Here is a 16443-nt window from a genome sequence, read left to right as displayed (position 1 = left end):
CTGCGATTTCGGGATTTTCTCGACAGCATTTGAACAAGGAGGTTCACGGTGGCATATAACGTTACTCAGAAACTTATTTCCACTCATCTGCTCAGCGGGGAGATGACACCGGGGACCGAGATCGGCCTGCGCATCGATCAGACCCTCACCCAGGATGCAACGGGAACTCTGGTCATGCTTGAGTTGGAGGCGCTGGGACTTGATCGTGCGCGCACTGACGTGTCCGTTCAGTACGTCGACCACAACCTGTTGCAGGCCGACAGTAAGAACGCGGAGGACCACGACTTCCTCCGCTCGGCCTGTCAACGATTCGGCCTCTGGTTTTCGAAGGCCGGGAACGGGGTTTCGCACCCGACGCACATGCAGCGATTCGGTATCCCGGGCAAGACGATGGTCGGCTCGGACAGTCACACCCCGGCCGCGGGCTCGCTCGGGATGCTGGCTATCGGCGTTGGCGGTATCGAGGTCGCTCTCGCGATTGCCGGCGAACCGCTCTACATCAGGATGCCCGAGATCTGGGGTGTGCGCCTCACCGGCCAGCTGCCACCGTGGACGAGCGCCAAGGATGTCATTCTCGAAATGCTCCGCCGACATGGCGTCAAGGGCGGCGTCAACCGGATCGTCGAGTACTACGGACCGGGCCTGTCGACCCTGACCGCGATGGATAGGCATGTGATCGCCAATATGGGCGCCGAGCTCGGGGCGACGACAACGGTCTTCCCGGCGGACGATCAGGTGCGCGCGTTCCTGCGCTCAGAGCAACGTGAGAGTGACTTCGTCGAACTCCTGGCCGACGCAGATGCCGGCTACGACGTGACTGAGGAGATTGACCTGTCGACGATTGTGCCGCTCATCGCGCTGCCCAGTTCGCCGGGCAATGTCGTGCCGGTGCAGGAGGTCGCCGGTAGACCGGTTGCGCAGGTCGTGATCGGGTCATCCGCGAATCCGGGACTGCGCGATTTCGCCATCGTCGCCGCAATCGTGAAGGGGCGCCAGTCACACCCCGGCGTGTCCTTCGACGTCAACCCGAGTTCCCGGCAGATCCTGCAGGATCTGACTCGAATGGGTGCCACTCTCGATTTGATCAGTGCCGGTGCACGGTTACACCAGTCGGGATGCATGGGTTGCATCGGCATGGGCCAGGCTCCGGCAAACGGGCGCAACAGCCTGCGCACGATGCCGCGCAACTTTCCGGGCCGCTCCGGCACCAAGGAAGATTCGGTCTACCTGTGCTCACCGGAGACGGCGGCGGCGGCGGTGCTCACCGGGGCGATCACCGACCCGCGCGACCTCGAAGAACTTTTCGACCTCAAGTACCCAGCAGTCCAGTTCCCGACGACATCGAGTGTGAACCTGGCCATGCTCGAGGCGCCGCTACCCCTGGCAGAGGCCGCCCAGGTGGAGCTGGTGAAGGGTGAGAACATTTCCTCCTTGCCGGTCTTCGCGCCCCTCCCCGAGCGCATCGAGGCCCCGGTGGCGCTTCTGGTCGGCGACGATATTTCCACGGATGAGATTCTGCCGGCGGGAGCGCGGGTTTTGCCTTTCCGCAGCAACATCCCCGAACTTGCCCGCTTCACCTTCGACCAGGTAGATGAGACCTACCCGACCCGCGCGGCCGAAACCCGCGATACTTCCGGGCACATAATCGTTGCCGGCGCCAACTACGGGCAGGGTTCCTCACGGGAGCATGCTGCGATCACCCCCCGTTTTCTCGGATTGCGCGCGGTCGTGGCCGTCTCATTCGCACGCATTCACTGGCAGAACCTCGCCAATTTCGGTGTGCTCGCTCTCGAATTCGCGGATGCGACCGATCACGACCGTATCCAGCGTGACGATGTTCTGGTGCTGGACGGCATCCGAGAGGCCCTCGCCGCCGGAACCGAGATCACCGTGCACAATGCGACTCGCAAAGAGGACTACATCACACGACAGAACTTCTCACAGCGGCAGATCGACATGCTACTCGCGGGCGGACTCATTTCCTGGCTGCACGAGCGGAGAGTGGCCCCGGCCCACGATCGAGACTGAACCGTGCCGCCTGAACGCCCGTCCCCAGCGGGCCCGACTACGTAATCTGGATATGATCTCCCGGTTGTCGTAAGCTGACAATCTGCTCTGCGTGAAGGGAACCCGGCCACCATGACGTACGTTATTGCTCTTCCGTGCGTCGACGTGAAAGATCGCGCCTGCATCGAAGAATGCCCGGTCGACTGCATTTATGAGGGCGAACGGATGCTGTACATCCACCCGGATGAGTGCGTCGATTGCAGTGCCTGCGAGCCCGTGTGCCCGGTTGAAGCCATCTTCTATGAAGATGATGTGCCGGAGCACTGGGCCGACTATTACAAGGCAAACGTCGAGTTCTTCGACGACATCGGTTCCCCGGGCGGGGCCGCCAAGGTGGGCGTATATGCCAAGGATCACCCCTTGGTTGCTGCACTGCCACCGCAGGCTGTTGCCTGAAGCATTCCTACTCGATGTTGCGGCGCCGTCCATCCACCCGTCTGATGTTCGTCAACTCCGGGAACTCATCACCGGACCTTTGCCACCGTGAACAGTACCGCCGCGTCTTCTACCGCTTCAAGTGCGTGTCGACCCTCCGGCACGATCAGCAGATCGCCCGGTGAACCACTCCAGGAGTTCTCACCAGAGAGGAGGACGACGCGTCCGTGCAGAACGAAAATGGTGGCTTCACCAGGATAATCATGCTCATCCAGCTTGGCGCCGGCACGCAGGGCGATCACAGTCTGGCGGAGCGTGCGTTCATTGCCTCCGTACACGGTCTTCGCGCTACGACCGCTGCTGACCTGCCGGGCATGATCCAACTCGTGACGTACTAGAGCAGTCAACGATGACTTCATCATGAGGCACCTCTCTTCGCGCTGCACTGCGCGTGCGGATGTGTCTGCCAGCATACTGTCGCATCCGGACATTCTCATGGATACAAATAAGACTCGCAGTGCCTGGACGGTAGCTCAGGCTCGTGTGGGCGTTCCGATCGTTTTCGGGGATTTCCCGATGGGTGGCCGGGGCGTGGTGGGTACCGAGGCCGAACAAGGTCGGAGAGGCTGCCACAGGAGTGTTGAGGCGGTGGTGCCGGAAAGTGACCCCCTGGCAGAGGCTCGTGGCCGGTGACAAGGTGCGACTCCCGCAAACGGAGTGAGGCCGGCCGGACCGGTCTGCTGCCCGGCCGGGTCCCGGCCGGGTCCCGTCCGTGCCTCGGTCAGTCAGTGACTTCGAAGTCGAACACGTGCGCGATCGTCGGAATCGACGACGTGATCACGGTGCCGTCCGCGCGGCGGCCGCCCTCAATCGCCGCCGGCGAGGGGGCGCCGGGGTCGCGCAGGCCCTGGTGGGACAGCGGGACCGTCACCGGGTGGCCGGCCACGAGGTCGAAGGCAACTCCGCGGACGGCGAGCCGGGCCGCGTCGCCCTCTTCGACGGTGAGCACAATCTCCTTCTGCCGGAGGTCGAAACGCACCCGGGTGCCTTTGAGGGTGATCCGGAAGGTGAGTTCCTCCCAGTCGACCGGCAGTCGCGGGTCGAGGGTGATCCGCCCGTTGTGGTCTCGCAAGCCGCCGAAGCCATAGACGAGCGCGCTCCAGACGCCGCCGGCCGAGGCCACGTGCACGCCGTCCGCCGCGTTGCGGTGCAGGTCGGCGAGGTCGACGAAGAGCCCGGAGGTAAAGTGCTTGAGGGCGAGCTCGTGGTAGCCCACCTCTGCCGCGATGATCGACTGGACCACGTCGGACAGGGTGGAGTCGCCCGTCGTGATCGGGTCGTAGTAGTCGAAGTCAGCGCGCTTCTGCTCGGCCGTGAACTGGTCCCCTTGCAGGAGGAGGGCGAGCACGACATCCGCCTGCTTGAGCACCTGGAAGCGGTAGATCACGAGGGGATGGTAGTGGAGCAGGAGCGGCCGGTGCGCGGCCGGCGTCGCCGACAGGTCCCAGCGTTCCTTCTCGAGGAACTGGGCATCCTGCGGGTGGATGCCCAGGTTCTCGTCGAACGGGATGTGCATCGCCTCCGCGGCGAAGGCCCATTCCACGACCTCTGTCTGGTCCAGGCGGAGGCGGGCGACCATGGCGTTATAGGAGTCGATGTCGATGTAGCGCAGCCGCCGCACGGCCGTGACGGCGGAGCGGAGGTTCGCCCTGGCCATGATGTTCGTGTACAGGTTGTCGTTGACGACGGTCGTGTACTCGTCTGGCCCGGTGACGCCGTGGATGTGGAACACGTCGTTTCCGTTGCCGCGCCAGAAACCGAGGTCCGCCCACATCCGCGCGGTCTCTACGAGGATGTCGATCGCCTCCCGGGAGAGGAAGTCCTCGTCGCCGGTCGCTGCCACGTACTGGCCGAGCGCATATGAGACGTCGGCGTCGATGTGGTACTGCGCCGTTCCCGCGGCGTAATACGCCGAGGATTCGAGGCCGTTGATGGTGCGCCACGGGAAGAGGGCGCCGAGCTGGTTCAGCTCGCGGGCGCGCATTCTGGCGTGGTCGAGCATCGCATGCCGGAAGCGCAGGGCGTTCCGCGCCGCGTTCGGGGACGTGTAGGTGAGGAACGGCAGCACGTAGACCTCGGTGTCCCAGAAGTAGTGGCCGCCGTAGCCAGAGCCCGAGACCCCCTTCGCGGACACGCCCTGGCCGTCGGCGCGCATCGACGCCTGGGCGAGCTGGAACAGGTTCCACCGGGTGGCCTGCTGAAGCGAGGGCTGGCCGGCGAGTTGGACATCCGTGCGGGTCCAGAAGGCGCTGAGCCAGTCGCGCTGCGCCGTGAGGATGGCATCGAGACCCTCCGTGCGCGCCCGGTCGAGGGTGCGGTCACAGCGGTCGGCGAGCTCCTGGGTGGGCACGCCGGTCGAGGTGTGGTAGCTCAGCGTCTTGGTGATGCGGATGACGTTGTCCTGCGTGGCCTTGATCTTGTAGACATGCTTGGCCATGTCGTCGTCGATCTGTGACGACTCCTCGAACTCGTTTGCGGTGTCGATCGCGTGGTCGGCGCCGCAGGCGATCGTCATGCCCGAGTTGGTACAGCGGAAGCCGAGGATGTAGCGGGCGTCGGAGGCGCGCTTGAACCGCGGCTGCAGCACCCGGTCGGTGAACGACTCCGCCTTGCGCGGGTCGAAGCCCTTCCCGTCGGCGGCCGTCGGGGCGTCGTACTCGCCCATGCCGTCCTGCCGGTTGAGGATCTGGCTGGAGATGACGACCGAGGCATCGGCATCGAGCATCGTCACCTCGTACTGCAGCACGGCAAGGTGGCGTTCAGTGAAGGAGACCATCCGGCGGGACCGGATGAGCACCCGCTTGCCAGACGGCGTGCGCCAGACGAGGGAGCGGGACAGAACCCCGTCGGCGAAGTCCAGGCGACGCTCGTAGCTGAGCAGGTCGGCCAGGGTCAGCACGAGGGGCTCGTCGTCGACGTAGATTCGGATGACCTTGGCATCCGGGGCATTGACGATGGTCTGGCCGACGCGCGCGAAGCCGAAGGCCTCTTCAGCGTGCCGGATCGGCCAGGTCTCGTGGAAGCCGTTGATAAACGTGCCCTGCACGTGGCCGTCACGACCCTCGTCGACGTTACCGCGCAAGCCGAGATAGCCATTACCGACCGCGAACAGGGTCTCGGTGCGGCCCATGTCCTCGCCGGAGAAGGCGGTCTCAACGAGTGCCCACTCGTCGACAGGGAACCGGTTGCGATCGAGCGGATCTGAGGGGTTCAGGTTCATGCGTTCGCCTCCGTGGTTGCTGAGGTTGTGTTCTGGCACTGGGTGAGGGTGGCTGAGGCCGGTACGAGTTCGTCGAGGTCCGATACGACGATGTCGGCGCCCGCGTCGAGCAGGGTCTGCCGGCCCACGCCTCGGTCGACGCCGAGCACGAGGCCGAAGTGACCTGCGCGGCCGGCCTGGATGCCCGACTGGGCGTCCTCCACGACGACGCACTCCGCGGGGGTGAGCCCGAGCAGCTCAGCGCCCAGCTCGTAGGTGGCGGGGGCCGGCTTTCCGGCGAGTCCAAGCGAGGCGGAGAGAAGCCCGTCGACGACGACCTTGAACCGGTCGCGGATGCCCGCGGCGGCGAGGGTCAGCTCGCCGTTGCGTGAACTGGTGACGACGGCAACGAGGAGTCCGGCGCTGGTGACGTAGTCGAGGAATTCCAGGGAGCCGGTGTAGGGCGCCACGCCCTCCTCGGCCAGGGTCTCATTGAAGGCCTCGTTCTTGCGGTTGCCGAGGCCGCAGACGGTCTCCAGGTTCGGGGCGTCCGTCGGCAGCCCATCGGGGAGAGTGATGCCGCGAGAGGCGAGCAGGCTGCGCACCCCGTCGTAGCGGGGCTTACCGTCGATGTACTCAAAGTAGTCCGCGTCACTGTACGCGGGAGAGGCACCCTGATCCTCGAGGAACGGGGTGAACAGGCGCGACCAGGCGTGCATGTGCACGTCGGCGGTCGGCGTGAGTACCCCGTCGAGGTCGAACAATACGCCGCGCAGGCTGTGAAGGCGGTCGAACGTTTCGGCATGGAGGTTCTGCGGAGAAATCATGTGTCTGGTGCTCTGCTCGGTCTCGGCCTGGATTTGGGGTTCAGCTTGTCGATTGACGGTGGATCAGGGATGCGGGCCGAGGTGGAGGTTCTGCGACTGAGTTTTCGCGGGGGTAGATCATCGCTTGAGTAGGAGCCCTTCCAGCCACCGGTGCTCGGCTGCAGGCGGAGCGCCACGGGTGTGGCTTGATTGGATTGATCGAGAGGCGGCCGGGCGGTGAAGGTATCTCAGCCCACGGCGGCAAAGATCGCGATCGACGACATGCGGACCAGGTCCGGGGAATGCATGCGTCGTTGATACAGCATCGATTCTATGCCCCGGGCGCGGGTTTTCCACCCGTGGGCTTGGGACTCCGGCCGATGAGTTCGGCGCTGGCCGAGAAAAGCCCCGGCTGCACTGCGCCTGGGGGAGGCGGGGTGACTGCCGGGGCCAATCGTGTGGAGTGGGGGACTCCGTCAGCCACGGTACGGGGGACGGACTGAATGCGGGCTGGGCGTGCCCGGGACCGGCTGAGGAAGCTGACAGGTTCACTGCCGCGGTGCGGCGTGGTCCCGCCAGCTGTGCTGCGGGGAGTAGCCGAGCATCCGCCTGGCCTTGTCGATGGAAAGCAGGGTCTCGTTGGCGCCGACCTGCCGGCGGAACCCGACGCCGGGGAACACTTCGGCAGCGAGGTCGGCGTCACTCCGGCTCATCACCGTGTCGGCGGCGGCGATGATGAAGGCCTCGAAGCCGGGCTGGGCGTTCTCCAGCGCGCGCAGCACGGCCTGCGCGCCGTCGCGGCCGTCGATATAGCCCCAGAGGTTCCACTTGCGCAGGGTGGCGTCGCTGTCGAACGCCGGGAAGGCGGCGTAGTCCTCTGGGTCCTTCACATTCGAGAACCGCAGGGCGGTGATGCTGAGCGTCGGGTCCCAGCGGGTGAGCTGGATCGCCATTTGCTCTTCCAGGTGCTTGACCAACGAATACGTGCTCTCCGGACGGGCCGGGTATTCCTCGTCGACGGGCAGATACGGCGGGTCGATTTCGAACGGCAGTCCGAGCACCGTCTCGCTCGACGCGTAGACCAGGCGCCGGATGCCTGCCCGTCGGGCCGCCTGGAACACGTTGTAGGTGGAGAGGATGTTGTTGTGGAACGTCGCGACGTCGGGAACCAGACCAGGGGCGGGAATGGCACCGAGGTGCACGATCGCGTCGAAACCGGAGTGCCTGTCGTCGACGCCGAGGACCGCGTCGATGACCTGGCCGTAGTCGGTCAGGTCGGTCAGCACGAGGCCGGGGCTCTTCTCTCCGGCCCGGTCGAGGTTCTGCACCTCGTGTCCCTCCTCGGTGAGCCTCCGCACCACGGTCTTGCCGAGTTTGCCGCTTCCGCCGGTGACCATAACTCTCATCTGATGCTCCTTAGATTTTCCGCCAATGCTTAGGTGTTCCCGCCAATGCTACGAGGCATTCCGGCATCACCAAGACGAGTGGACCGACCGCGTCCAGGTGAGGTCGCGCTGAACGCGCAGCTCCTGCGGCAGCTGGACCTGCGGCCCGTCGACCAGCCGTGCGGGTCGAGGAGCCCGCGGCCGACCTCACCGTTGGAGGGCCGCGTCGATAAGGATCTCCGCGGCGTCGCGGGCCGAGTGGGCGGCATCCGCGCTGCCCGAGATCGCTGCGGTGGTCTGCGCGCCCTCGGCCAGGATGGCCAGCTGCGGGGCAAGGCTCGCCGGGGCCCCTGCCTGTTCGACGAGGCCGGCGACGTAGCGTTGGAAGGAATCCTTCTGCTTTCGCGCGGCCAGGGCGACGGCGGGAACCGTGGCGCCGAGCTCGCCGAAAGCGTTGATGAAACCGCAACCTCGGTAGTTACCGTCGGTGAACCACCCGTGGAGGAAATCATAAACGGAGAGCAGTTTGTCCCTCGGGGTGGATACCGCGCCGGCGGCACGCGCGATGCCGGAGGTCCACAGCTCGTGTCGGTGGGCCAACACCGCCAGCAGGATCGCCTGCTTCGAGTCGAAGAGCGAGTAGAGCTTCTTCAGGGAGATCCCGGTCTCTGCGCGCAGCTCATCCATTGTGACCGCCTGGATGCCGCGCGCGTAGAACAGCCGGTCCGCCGCGTCGATCGCGGCCTTCTGAGCGGCACGTCGTTCTTCCATCGAATTCACACAACCTCACTTGGATAGAGAACGAATGTTCTCAACTTTAGCGAATCGAGCCCGCCTGCGGGAAGCCAACCTTATATTCCTGAGTCGGAATGGATGCAGAAGGCCGCGATGTGACGTCGCACCGGACGCCGTGCCTGAGCCCCTACCGGGCGCCGACCAATGCGCCGCCCGCGTCGTGCACAGACGTGCAAACCGACGTTTTCGGTGATGTCACCGTTCGTCTGCCGCGAATTCCGGCGCATCGACCGCCGTAGGATCGAAGATGACAAGGATTGCCACTGGGTGCCGACTGCGTCGGCTGACCCGGCAATTGGAGGAATATACAGTGCACTCGCGACCACGGATTGTCATCATCGGCGGCGGAATCAGCGGATTGACGAGTGCACACTATCTACATCGGCGGCTCGGGGACGAGGTGCTGCTCACCCTCGTCGAGGGTACTCCGCGATTAGGCGGGAAGATCGCGACGGTGCCGTTCGCGGGCCACGCCGTCGACGTGGGACCGGACGCCCTGATGGTGCGTTCCACCATCGTCGCGACACTGATCGACGACCTCGGGCTCGGCGACCTGGTCGTCGCGCCCAACGCGAGCGGCGCACGGATCTGGTCGCGCGGGAAGCTTCGTCGGCTCCCGGCCGGCACCCTGTTCGGCATCCCCGACCGGTTGCTGCCCCTGCTGTGGACAGGGCTGCTTTCTCCCGCCGGGGTGGCCAGGGCGGCGTTCGACATCGTGCTGCCCCGCCGCCGCGGCCCGCAGCCGGCCGACCCGACCATCGCCGAACTGGTGCGCCCGAGGATGGGAGCCGAGGTTTTCGACCGGCTGGTAGACCCGCTGCTCGGCGGAGTGCACGCCGGTCGCGCCGAAGAACTCAGCGCCCACAGCACGGCCCCGGACATCGAGGGCCTCGCCCGCACCAACCGCAGCCTCTACCTCGCCCTCCGCAAACGCCGCCGCGCCGCCCCGCCGAAGACCGGTGCCACCGCCCTGGTCACCCTGCGCGGTGGACTGGCCACCCTGATCGACGCCCTCGCGGCCCGGCTCGTGGGCGACGACATCCGCCTCGGCAGCCCGGCTTCAATGATCACCCGCACCGACGGCAGCTACACGGTCGACCTTTCCGACGGATCGCGCATCCAGGCGGATGCCGTCGTGCTCGCCACCTCTGCCGGAGTTGCCGCCGACCTCCTCGGCTCGGAGTCGCCCGACCTGGCGGCCGCGCTGGCCGACCTGCCCTACGTGGACGTCGCCACCGTCTGCCTCGCCTACCCGCGCTCTGCGGCCCCCGTCGAACTGGACGGCACCGGATTCCTGGTGCCGCCGGTCGAGGACAAGCTCGTGGTCGGCTGTACCTGGTCGAGTGCGAAGTGGCCGCACCTGGCCAACGACGAGCTCGTGCTGATCCGCTGCATGGTCGGCCGGCGCGGGGACAACCGTTGGCTCAACCTGGACGACGACACCCTCGTCGACCTGGTCCACGGTGAGCTGGTCGAAGCCATGGGGCTGACCCAGCAGCCGATCGAACGGCACATCGAGCGCTGGCCAGAGGGGATGCCGCAATACACGGTCGGCCACCAGGCCCGCCTCGACGCAGCGGGGATGGCACTGCGGGCCCTTCCCGGCATCCGGCTCACCGGGTCGTCGTATCGCGGCGTCGGCCTGGCCAGCTGCATCGTCGACGCCGAACGCACGGCCGACTCGCTCGCGGCCCTCCTGGCCGGCGACCGCCCCCTTACCGAGGTGGCGTCGTGAGCGCCCGTGCGGTCACGACCGGTGGCGGCGTGAACGGTGACGTCATGAGCACGATCGACAAGGCGGGCGTGCTTCCCACCGTGCCGACGAGGAAACACGGCCCCGGCCCCGACTACGCCCTGCGGCCGATGCTTGTTTTCTGGGAGACGACCCGCGCCTGCGCGCTTGCCTGTCGGCATTGCCGCGCCAGTGCGACCATGCAGGCCCTGCCTGGCGAACTCACCACTGAGCAGGGCAAGAACCTGATCGACCAGGTCGCCGGTTTCGGCCGCCCCTACCCGATCTTGGTGCTCACCGGCGGTGACTGCCTGATGCGGCCCGACCTGTTCGAACTCGTCGACTACGCCACCGGGCTCGGTCTGCCGACGGCTCTGTCTCCGTCAGTGACGCCCACGCTGAACGCCGAGATGATCGAGAAGATCGTCGCCAGCGGGGTCAAGGCCGTCTCGATCAGCCTCGACGGCGCGATCGCCGCCACCCACGAAGGCGTGCGCGGCATTCCCGGCCACTTCGACGACACTGTGCGGGCCATCCGTGCGCTCTCCACCGCTGGGCTGACGGTGCAGGTGAACACGACCGTGATGCGCGCCAACGTCGACGAACTTGCGGATGTCGCCGCCCTCATCGCCGACGCCGGCGCGTCGATCTGGGAGGTTTTTTTCCTCGTGCAGGTGGGGCGCGGCGTGTCCACCGAGGCCGTCTCCGCCCTCGAACACGAGGAGATCTGCCACTTCCTCTTCGACGCGTCCCAACACGGCTTCATCGTGCGCACGGTCGAGGCTCCGTTCTTCCGCCGGGTGGTCGCCCGCCGCCGGGCCGGCGACCCCGCGCCGGGCACGCCGCGCTACCTGGCCCTGACCGAACGGCTCGAAACCCTGATGGGGCAGCCGATCGGGCTGCCCCGGGCGCAGACGGCCTCCACCAGAGACGGCAAGGGCATCGTGTTCGTCGCCTACGACGGGGAGGTCTACCCGGCCGGATTCCTCCCCCTCGGCCTGGGCAACGTGCTCGCCACGCCGCTCGCGGAGATCTACCGGGACAATTCCCTACTCAAGCAGATTCGGGCGACGGAATTCACCGGACGCTGCGGCAGCTGCGACTACGCCGACCTGTGTGGTGGCTCCCGGGCCCGGGCCTACGCCGACAGCGGCGACCCGCTCGGTGAGGACCCGGCCTGCCCGTACCAGCCGGACGCTGCCGCGCTCCGTGCCAGCGCCTGACGTGGAACCGGCCGTGTCGGCGTCTGGTGTGGAATCTGCNGCCGTGTCGGCGTCTGGTGTGGAATCTGCCGTGTCGGCGTCTGGTGTGGAATCTGCCGTGTCGGCGTCTGGTGTGGAATCTGCCGTGTCGGCGTCTGGTGTGGAATCTGCCGTGTCGGCGTCTGGTGTGCAATCCGTCGTGTCGGCCTACGACGCCGTGCTGCTGCTCGGGTTCGGTGGGCCTGAGGGCCAGGACGACGTCATCCCGTTCCTTCGGAATGTCACCCGCGGGCGCGGCATCCCGGAGGCCCGGCTCGAGGCCGTGGCAACGCACTACCGGGCCCGCGGCGGGGTCAGCCCGGTCAACGAGCAGAACCGCACACTGAAGGCGGCGCTTGAGACCGAAATCGCCGGCCGCGGCCTCGACCTGCCGGTCTACTGGGGCAACCGCAACTGGACGCCATTCCTCGGCGACACCGTCGCCGAGGCCGTCGCGGCGGGACACACGCGCCTGCTCGCGCTCACGACCAGCGCCTACAGTTCCTACTCCAGCTGCCGGCAGTACCGGGAAGACCTGGCCGAGGCGGCCGCGCAGACCGGTCTCGCCGGAAGGGTGAGCATCGACGCTGTGCGACCGTACTTCGACCACCCCGGTTTCGTCACGCCCTTCATCGACGGGCTCCGGGCGGCCCTCGCCGACCTCGCCGGGCGGCACTTCGCGACCGCCGACACGCACATCCTTTTCACGACGCACTCGATCCCCTCAGCGGATGCCGCAGCGAGCGGCCCGCGCGACAAGCCCCTGGGCCCGGGCGGTGCCTACGAGGCTCAGCACCGGGCAGTCGCCTCGGCGATCATGGCGGCGCTGCCGGCCGGGCCCCGCCCGGACTGGTCGCTGGCCTTCCAGTCCCGCTCCGGCCCGGTCGGCATGCCCTGGCTCGAACCCGACGTCAACGACGCCATCGCCGCATGGGCAGACCGCGGCGGCACGGCCGTCGTGGTCGTTCCGCTCGGCTTCATCTCGGACCACATGGAGGTGATCTGGGACCTCGACACCGAGGCCGCAGCGACGGCTGCCGCTCTCGGACTGGCCTTCCTGCGGGTACCCACTCCGGGGCTCCACCCGGCCTTCGTGGCCGGTCTCGTCGACCTCCTGCTCGAGCGCATTCCGACCGGGAAGACCCCGGTCAGGGCCGCTGTCACCGCCCTCGGGCCGTGGCGCGACGTGTGTTCCCCCGGTTGCTGCGAGAAAGCCGCCGCGCGGCGCTGAGAGTTCGCCGAATGCGGGCGCATCCAGGCTCCGGAAGGGGTGTGGTTCGCGGAGGCCGGACGTAGTATCACAGTATGAATTACGTCAGTCGAAGGAGGCTGTCATGAAGCGCCGTTTGCGCAGCTGGCTCCCCGTGGCGGTCGTCCCCGCCGTCGTCATCGTCGGCGTGCTGACCGTGCCACTGCAGGCCGGCGCGGCGGTGGACCTGCCGGATAAGACCCCGGCCCAGGTGCTCGCCATGATCGGCGACAGCAACGTGAAGGCGCTCTCCGGCACGATCGAACAGGCCTCGGAGCTCGGCCTCCCCTCCCTGCCCCGCACCGGGTCTGGTGTGGATGCCTCCGCGTCCTCGGCCCTTGAACTGCTCACGGGGACTCACACGGCGCGGGTCTACCTCAACGGACCGGACAACATCCGCGTGCAGGTCATGGACCGGCTCGCGGAACGGGACCTCGTGCGCAACGCCTCCGATATCTGGATGTACAACTCCAAGGACAACACGGCCGTGCACGTCACCCTTCCGGACACGACAGGCATGACGCGCCCCCCGGAAGACGGCCTCCAGCAGACGCCGGCGAAGCTCGCCGAACGGATGCTCGCGGCGATCGACCCGAGCACCGCCGTCACGGTCGGGAAAGACACCCGGGTGGCCGGGCGCACGGCCTACGAACTGCGGCTCACTCCACGCACCGACGCAACCCTGGTCGGCGAGGTGTCGATCGCCGTCGACTCCGAAACCGGGATGCCACTCCGGGTCGAGGTCCAGGCCCGTGGACAGTCCGCCCCGGCGTTCTCCCTCGCCTTCACCAAGGTCTCCCTTGAGGCACCGAATTCCGACCTGTTCGACTTCACCCCGCCCGCCGGCGCGAAGGTCGAGGAGAAGTCGCTCCCGGATGCATCTGCGCTGCACGAGAAGGCCATGAGTGGCGCGAAGATGCCCGCCACCGAGGGCGAAGCCAAGAAGCTTGTTGAGCAGATGACGGCCGGGCAGATGACGGCCGGGCAGCTGACGAACGGCGCTGGCATGCTCCCCGGCGTGACCGTTGACGGCACCGGCTGGGCATCCGTCGTAGAGCTGCCGGCCGGCACCGTGTCGGCCGACGTTCTCGCCAGCCCGCTGCTCGCGCAGGCGACCGAGAGAGTTGACGGTGGCCGCCTGCTGTCGACCGCCCTGCTCACGGTGCTGGTCACCGCTGATGGCCGGGTGTTCGCCGGGTCGGTTCCGGCGGCGCGGCTGCAGGCCGCGGCCGTCGGGGGTTGACCTCCGCTACCCCGTCCGTCGAACTGGCGATCGAGACCCGGGGGCTGACCAAGCGGTTCGGCCACCAGACGGCAGTCGACGGCATTGACCTTGCGGTGCCGCGCGGCGCCGTGTTCGGTTTCCTCGGGCCCAACGGGTCCGGCAAGACCACCTCGATCCGGATGCTGCTCGGGCTCGCCACCGCCACCAGCGGCGACATCGCGGTGCTCGGGCAGGAGATGCCCGGCCGGCTGCGCGAGGTGCTGCCGCGGGTCGGAGCCCTGGTCGAGGGGCCTGCCTTCTACCCGTTCCTCTCCGGCGCTGCCAACCTGCGTCGGCTCGACACCGCCGACCCCGGCGCCTCCTCCGCCACCCGCGCCGCCCGCGTGAACCGGGCACTCGAGCGGGTCGGCCTCACCCACGCGGCAAGCAAAAAGGTGCGCGCCTACTCGCTTGGCATGAAGCAGCGGCTCGGCATCGCGAACGCGTTGTTGGTTCCGCGAGAATTGCTCGTGCTCGATGAGCCGACGAACGGGCTCGACCCGCAGGGCACCCGGGAGGTGCGCAGCCTGGTGCGGTCGCTCGCCGCGGAAGGCACCACGGTTTTCGTGTCCAGCCACCTTCTGGCCGAGGTTGAGCAGATGTGCACGCACGCGGCCGTGATGAGTGCCGGCAGCCTGGTGGCGCAGGGCACGCTCGACGACCTGCGCCGGGTGGGCCAGGCCCATGTGCGGGTGCGCACCCCCGATGTCGCCGACGCACGGCGGGTGCTCGCCGGACTCGGTCTCGTGGCCGACAGGGTCGATGCCAATCGGACCGCTGCCGATCGGAGCGCTGCCGATCGGACCGCTACCGATCGGTTCGGGGCGCCGGGCGACCCGAACGCCGACGGCCTGCTCAGCGCGCCCCTGGCCGACGGCGCAGTCGCCGCCGAAACGATCGTCGCGGCCCTCGTCGCCGACGGGGTGCGCGTGCGCGGGTTCTCGGTGGTGGGCGCCAGCCTCGAGGAACGGTTCGTGGCGCTGACCGGGGAGGGGTTCGACGTTGTCCAGTGACACACGGCCGGCGGATGCCGCGGCATCTCTCACACCGGCGACCGGGCCGCAGGCACCTGGTGGCCAGACGGCTGACCGGCCGCGGCTCGCCTCCGGCTGGGCGCTGATGGTTTCGGAGCTCACCGTGCTGTTCCGGCGTCGGCGCACCTGGGCGATGCTGCTCGCGCTGGCCGCCGTCCCGGTGCTGATCGCCGTCGCCGTGCGGTTGGCTACTTCGCCCGTGGCGCCGGGGCGCGGCCCGCCCTTCCTCGACCGAGTCACCCAGAACGGACTCTTCGTGGCGATCACCTCGATGGTGGTCTGCATTCCGCTTTTCCTGCCGCTGACGATCGGCGTGGTCGCCGGTGACACCATCGCCGGCGAGGCAGGCCTCGGTACATTGCGCTACCTGTTGGTGGCCCCGGCCGGCAGGGTACGCCTGCTCATCGTCAAGTTCGCGGGGGCGGCCGTGTTCTGTCTGGCCGCGACCCTCACCGTCGCCGTCTCCGGCGCGGCCATCGGGGCCGCCCTGTTCCCGATCGGCCCGGTGGCGCTGCTCTCCGGCGACACCATCGGGGTAGGTGAGTCCGTTCTGCGTTCGCTGCTGATCGCCGGCTACGTCACCATCTCGCTGCTTGGCCTGTCAGCGATAGGCCTGTTCATTTCTACCCTGACCGAGGTGCCGGTCGGTGCGATGGCGGCCACGATCGTGGTCTCGGTGGTGGCGCAGGTGCTTGACGCACTCCCGCAGCTGGACTGGCTGCATCCATGGTTGTTCAGCCACTACTGGCTCGATTTCGCTGACCTGCTGCGGCAGCCGCTCGAGTGGACGTCGTTCGGGAACAATGCGCTGCTCCAGGGCGGGTACCTGCTGGTCTTTGGGGCGCTGGCCTATGGCCGGTTCGTCACCAAGGACATCCTGTCCTGAGCACGGGGGCGGGCGGGCTGTCCGCGGGGGTCGTGCCTGTCAGTGATCCCCACCCGGTCTCGACGCGCTCGACCGCCGGGCCTTGACTGGCTTACCGCCAGGTCGCGCCGGTTAGAACGGGGCGGGCTCGGGCGGGGCCGGGTCGTGTGGTGGGGGTGTGGTGGTATCTGTGACCGTCGGGGTGGTGTGGATGATGGTGGCGGGTTCGGTGGTGAAGGTGCCCCCGGTTGGGGAGGTCCAGTGCAGGTACCCGTCGTCGAGGTGGGTGATGGTCCACCCGGTTTCGGTTTTGAGGCCGTGGCAGCCTGGGCAGAGGTGGGCGAGGTTGTTGTGGGCGGTGAGGCCGTCGA

Annotated in this window: 13 protein-coding genes and 1 pseudogene; 8 read left to right on the top strand and 6 right to left on the bottom strand. The window is 67.5% G+C overall.

Annotation, left to right across the window (positions count from 1 at the left end; translation table 11 throughout):
- The first annotated feature begins 48 nt into the window (after nucleotides 1-48).
- A complete protein-coding gene (locus tag E3O19_RS00630) occupies nucleotides 49-2028 on the top strand; it encodes an aconitate hydratase (RefSeq protein ID WP_134564705.1) in 1980 nt (659 codons plus the stop codon).
- Nucleotides 2029-2139: 111 nt separating this feature from the next.
- Entirely contained in the window at nucleotides 2140-2463 is a 324-nt protein-coding gene (gene fdxA / locus E3O19_RS00625) for a ferredoxin (protein WP_134564704.1), read from the top strand.
- Between the two features lie 68 nt (nucleotides 2464-2531).
- Here the strand turns inward: fdxA and E3O19_RS00620 are convergent, their stop codons facing one another.
- The 5 genes from E3O19_RS00620 to E3O19_RS00600 all read right to left on the bottom strand — a co-directional run bounded on the left by E3O19_RS00620 (nucleotide 2532) and on the right by E3O19_RS00600 (nucleotide 8663).
- Complete coding sequence (locus E3O19_RS00620) at nucleotides 2532-2864, bottom strand: cupin domain-containing protein (RefSeq protein WP_134564703.1); 333 nt, start codon at nucleotides 2862-2864, stop codon at nucleotides 2532-2534.
- A 359-nt stretch (nucleotides 2865-3223) separates the two neighbouring features.
- Nucleotides 3224-5722 carry a glycoside hydrolase family 65 protein gene (locus tag E3O19_RS00615; protein WP_134564702.1) on the bottom strand — a complete coding sequence of 833 codons (2499 nt, stop codon included), beginning with the start codon at nucleotides 5720-5722 and terminating at the stop codon, nucleotides 3224-3226.
- Nucleotides 5719-6528, bottom strand: a complete 810-nt coding sequence (locus E3O19_RS00610; protein WP_134564701.1) for an HAD family hydrolase — start codon at nucleotides 6526-6528, stop codon at nucleotides 5719-5721. The genes E3O19_RS00615 and E3O19_RS00610 overlap by 4 nt, the downstream gene beginning before the upstream one ends.
- 527 nt (nucleotides 6529-7055) lie before the next feature.
- Entirely contained in the window at nucleotides 7056-7913 is an 858-nt protein-coding gene (locus E3O19_RS00605) for an NAD-dependent epimerase/dehydratase family protein (protein ID WP_134564700.1), read from the bottom strand.
- Between the two features lie 186 nt (nucleotides 7914-8099).
- Nucleotides 8100-8663 (bottom strand): TetR/AcrR family transcriptional regulator, encoded by a 564-nt coding sequence (locus E3O19_RS00600; protein WP_134564699.1) that lies wholly within the window; start codon nucleotides 8661-8663, stop codon nucleotides 8100-8102.
- 334 nt (nucleotides 8664-8997) lie between these two features.
- Here E3O19_RS00600 and hemG point away from each other — a divergent pair, with 334 nt between their 5' ends.
- The 6 genes from hemG (at nucleotide 8998) to E3O19_RS00570 (ending at nucleotide 16093) form a co-directional block, all read left to right on the top strand.
- The gene (gene hemG / locus E3O19_RS00595; RefSeq protein ID WP_166804399.1) at nucleotides 8998-10422 is read left to right on the top strand and encodes a protoporphyrinogen oxidase; all 1425 of its coding nucleotides are present in this window, start codon (nucleotides 8998-9000) and stop codon (nucleotides 10420-10422) included.
- The gene (locus tag E3O19_RS00590; protein ID WP_241981109.1) at nucleotides 10419-11642 is read left to right on the top strand and encodes a TIGR04053 family radical SAM/SPASM domain-containing protein; all 1224 of its coding nucleotides are present in this window, start codon (nucleotides 10419-10421) and stop codon (nucleotides 11640-11642) included. The genes hemG and E3O19_RS00590 overlap by 4 nt, the downstream gene beginning before the upstream one ends.
- Before the next feature lie 151 nt (nucleotides 11643-11793).
- Nucleotides 11794-12891 (top strand): ferrochelatase, encoded by a 1098-nt coding sequence (locus E3O19_RS00585; RefSeq protein WP_338145055.1) that lies wholly within the window; start codon nucleotides 11794-11796, stop codon nucleotides 12889-12891.
- Nucleotides 12892-12994: 103 nt separating this feature from the next.
- A complete protein-coding gene (locus tag E3O19_RS00580) occupies nucleotides 12995-14152 on the top strand; it encodes a LolA family protein (RefSeq protein WP_134564696.1) in 1158 nt (385 codons plus the stop codon).
- The gene (locus E3O19_RS00575) at nucleotides 14149-15186 is read left to right on the top strand and encodes an ABC transporter ATP-binding protein (protein ID WP_134564695.1); all 1038 of its coding nucleotides are present in this window, start codon (nucleotides 14149-14151) and stop codon (nucleotides 15184-15186) included. The genes E3O19_RS00580 and E3O19_RS00575 overlap by 4 nt, the downstream gene beginning before the upstream one ends.
- Before the next feature lie 106 nt (nucleotides 15187-15292).
- Nucleotides 15293-16093 (top strand): ABC transporter permease, encoded by an 801-nt coding sequence (locus E3O19_RS00570; RefSeq protein WP_134564725.1) that lies wholly within the window; start codon nucleotides 15293-15295, stop codon nucleotides 16091-16093.
- Nucleotides 16094-16204: 111 nt separating this feature from the next.
- On the opposite strand, the pseudogene E3O19_RS17570 reads toward E3O19_RS00570, so the two are convergent.
- Nucleotides 16205-16443, bottom strand: a pseudogene (locus E3O19_RS17570) (HNH endonuclease); the annotation flags it as partial.

Source organism: Cryobacterium algoritolerans (assembly GCF_004402785.1).
Classification (GTDB): domain Bacteria; phylum Actinomycetota; class Actinomycetes; order Actinomycetales; family Microbacteriaceae; genus Cryobacterium; species Cryobacterium algoritolerans.
The sequence above is the reverse complement of the archived record's forward strand: the minus strand, read 5'-3'. Positions and strand labels throughout refer to the sequence as shown.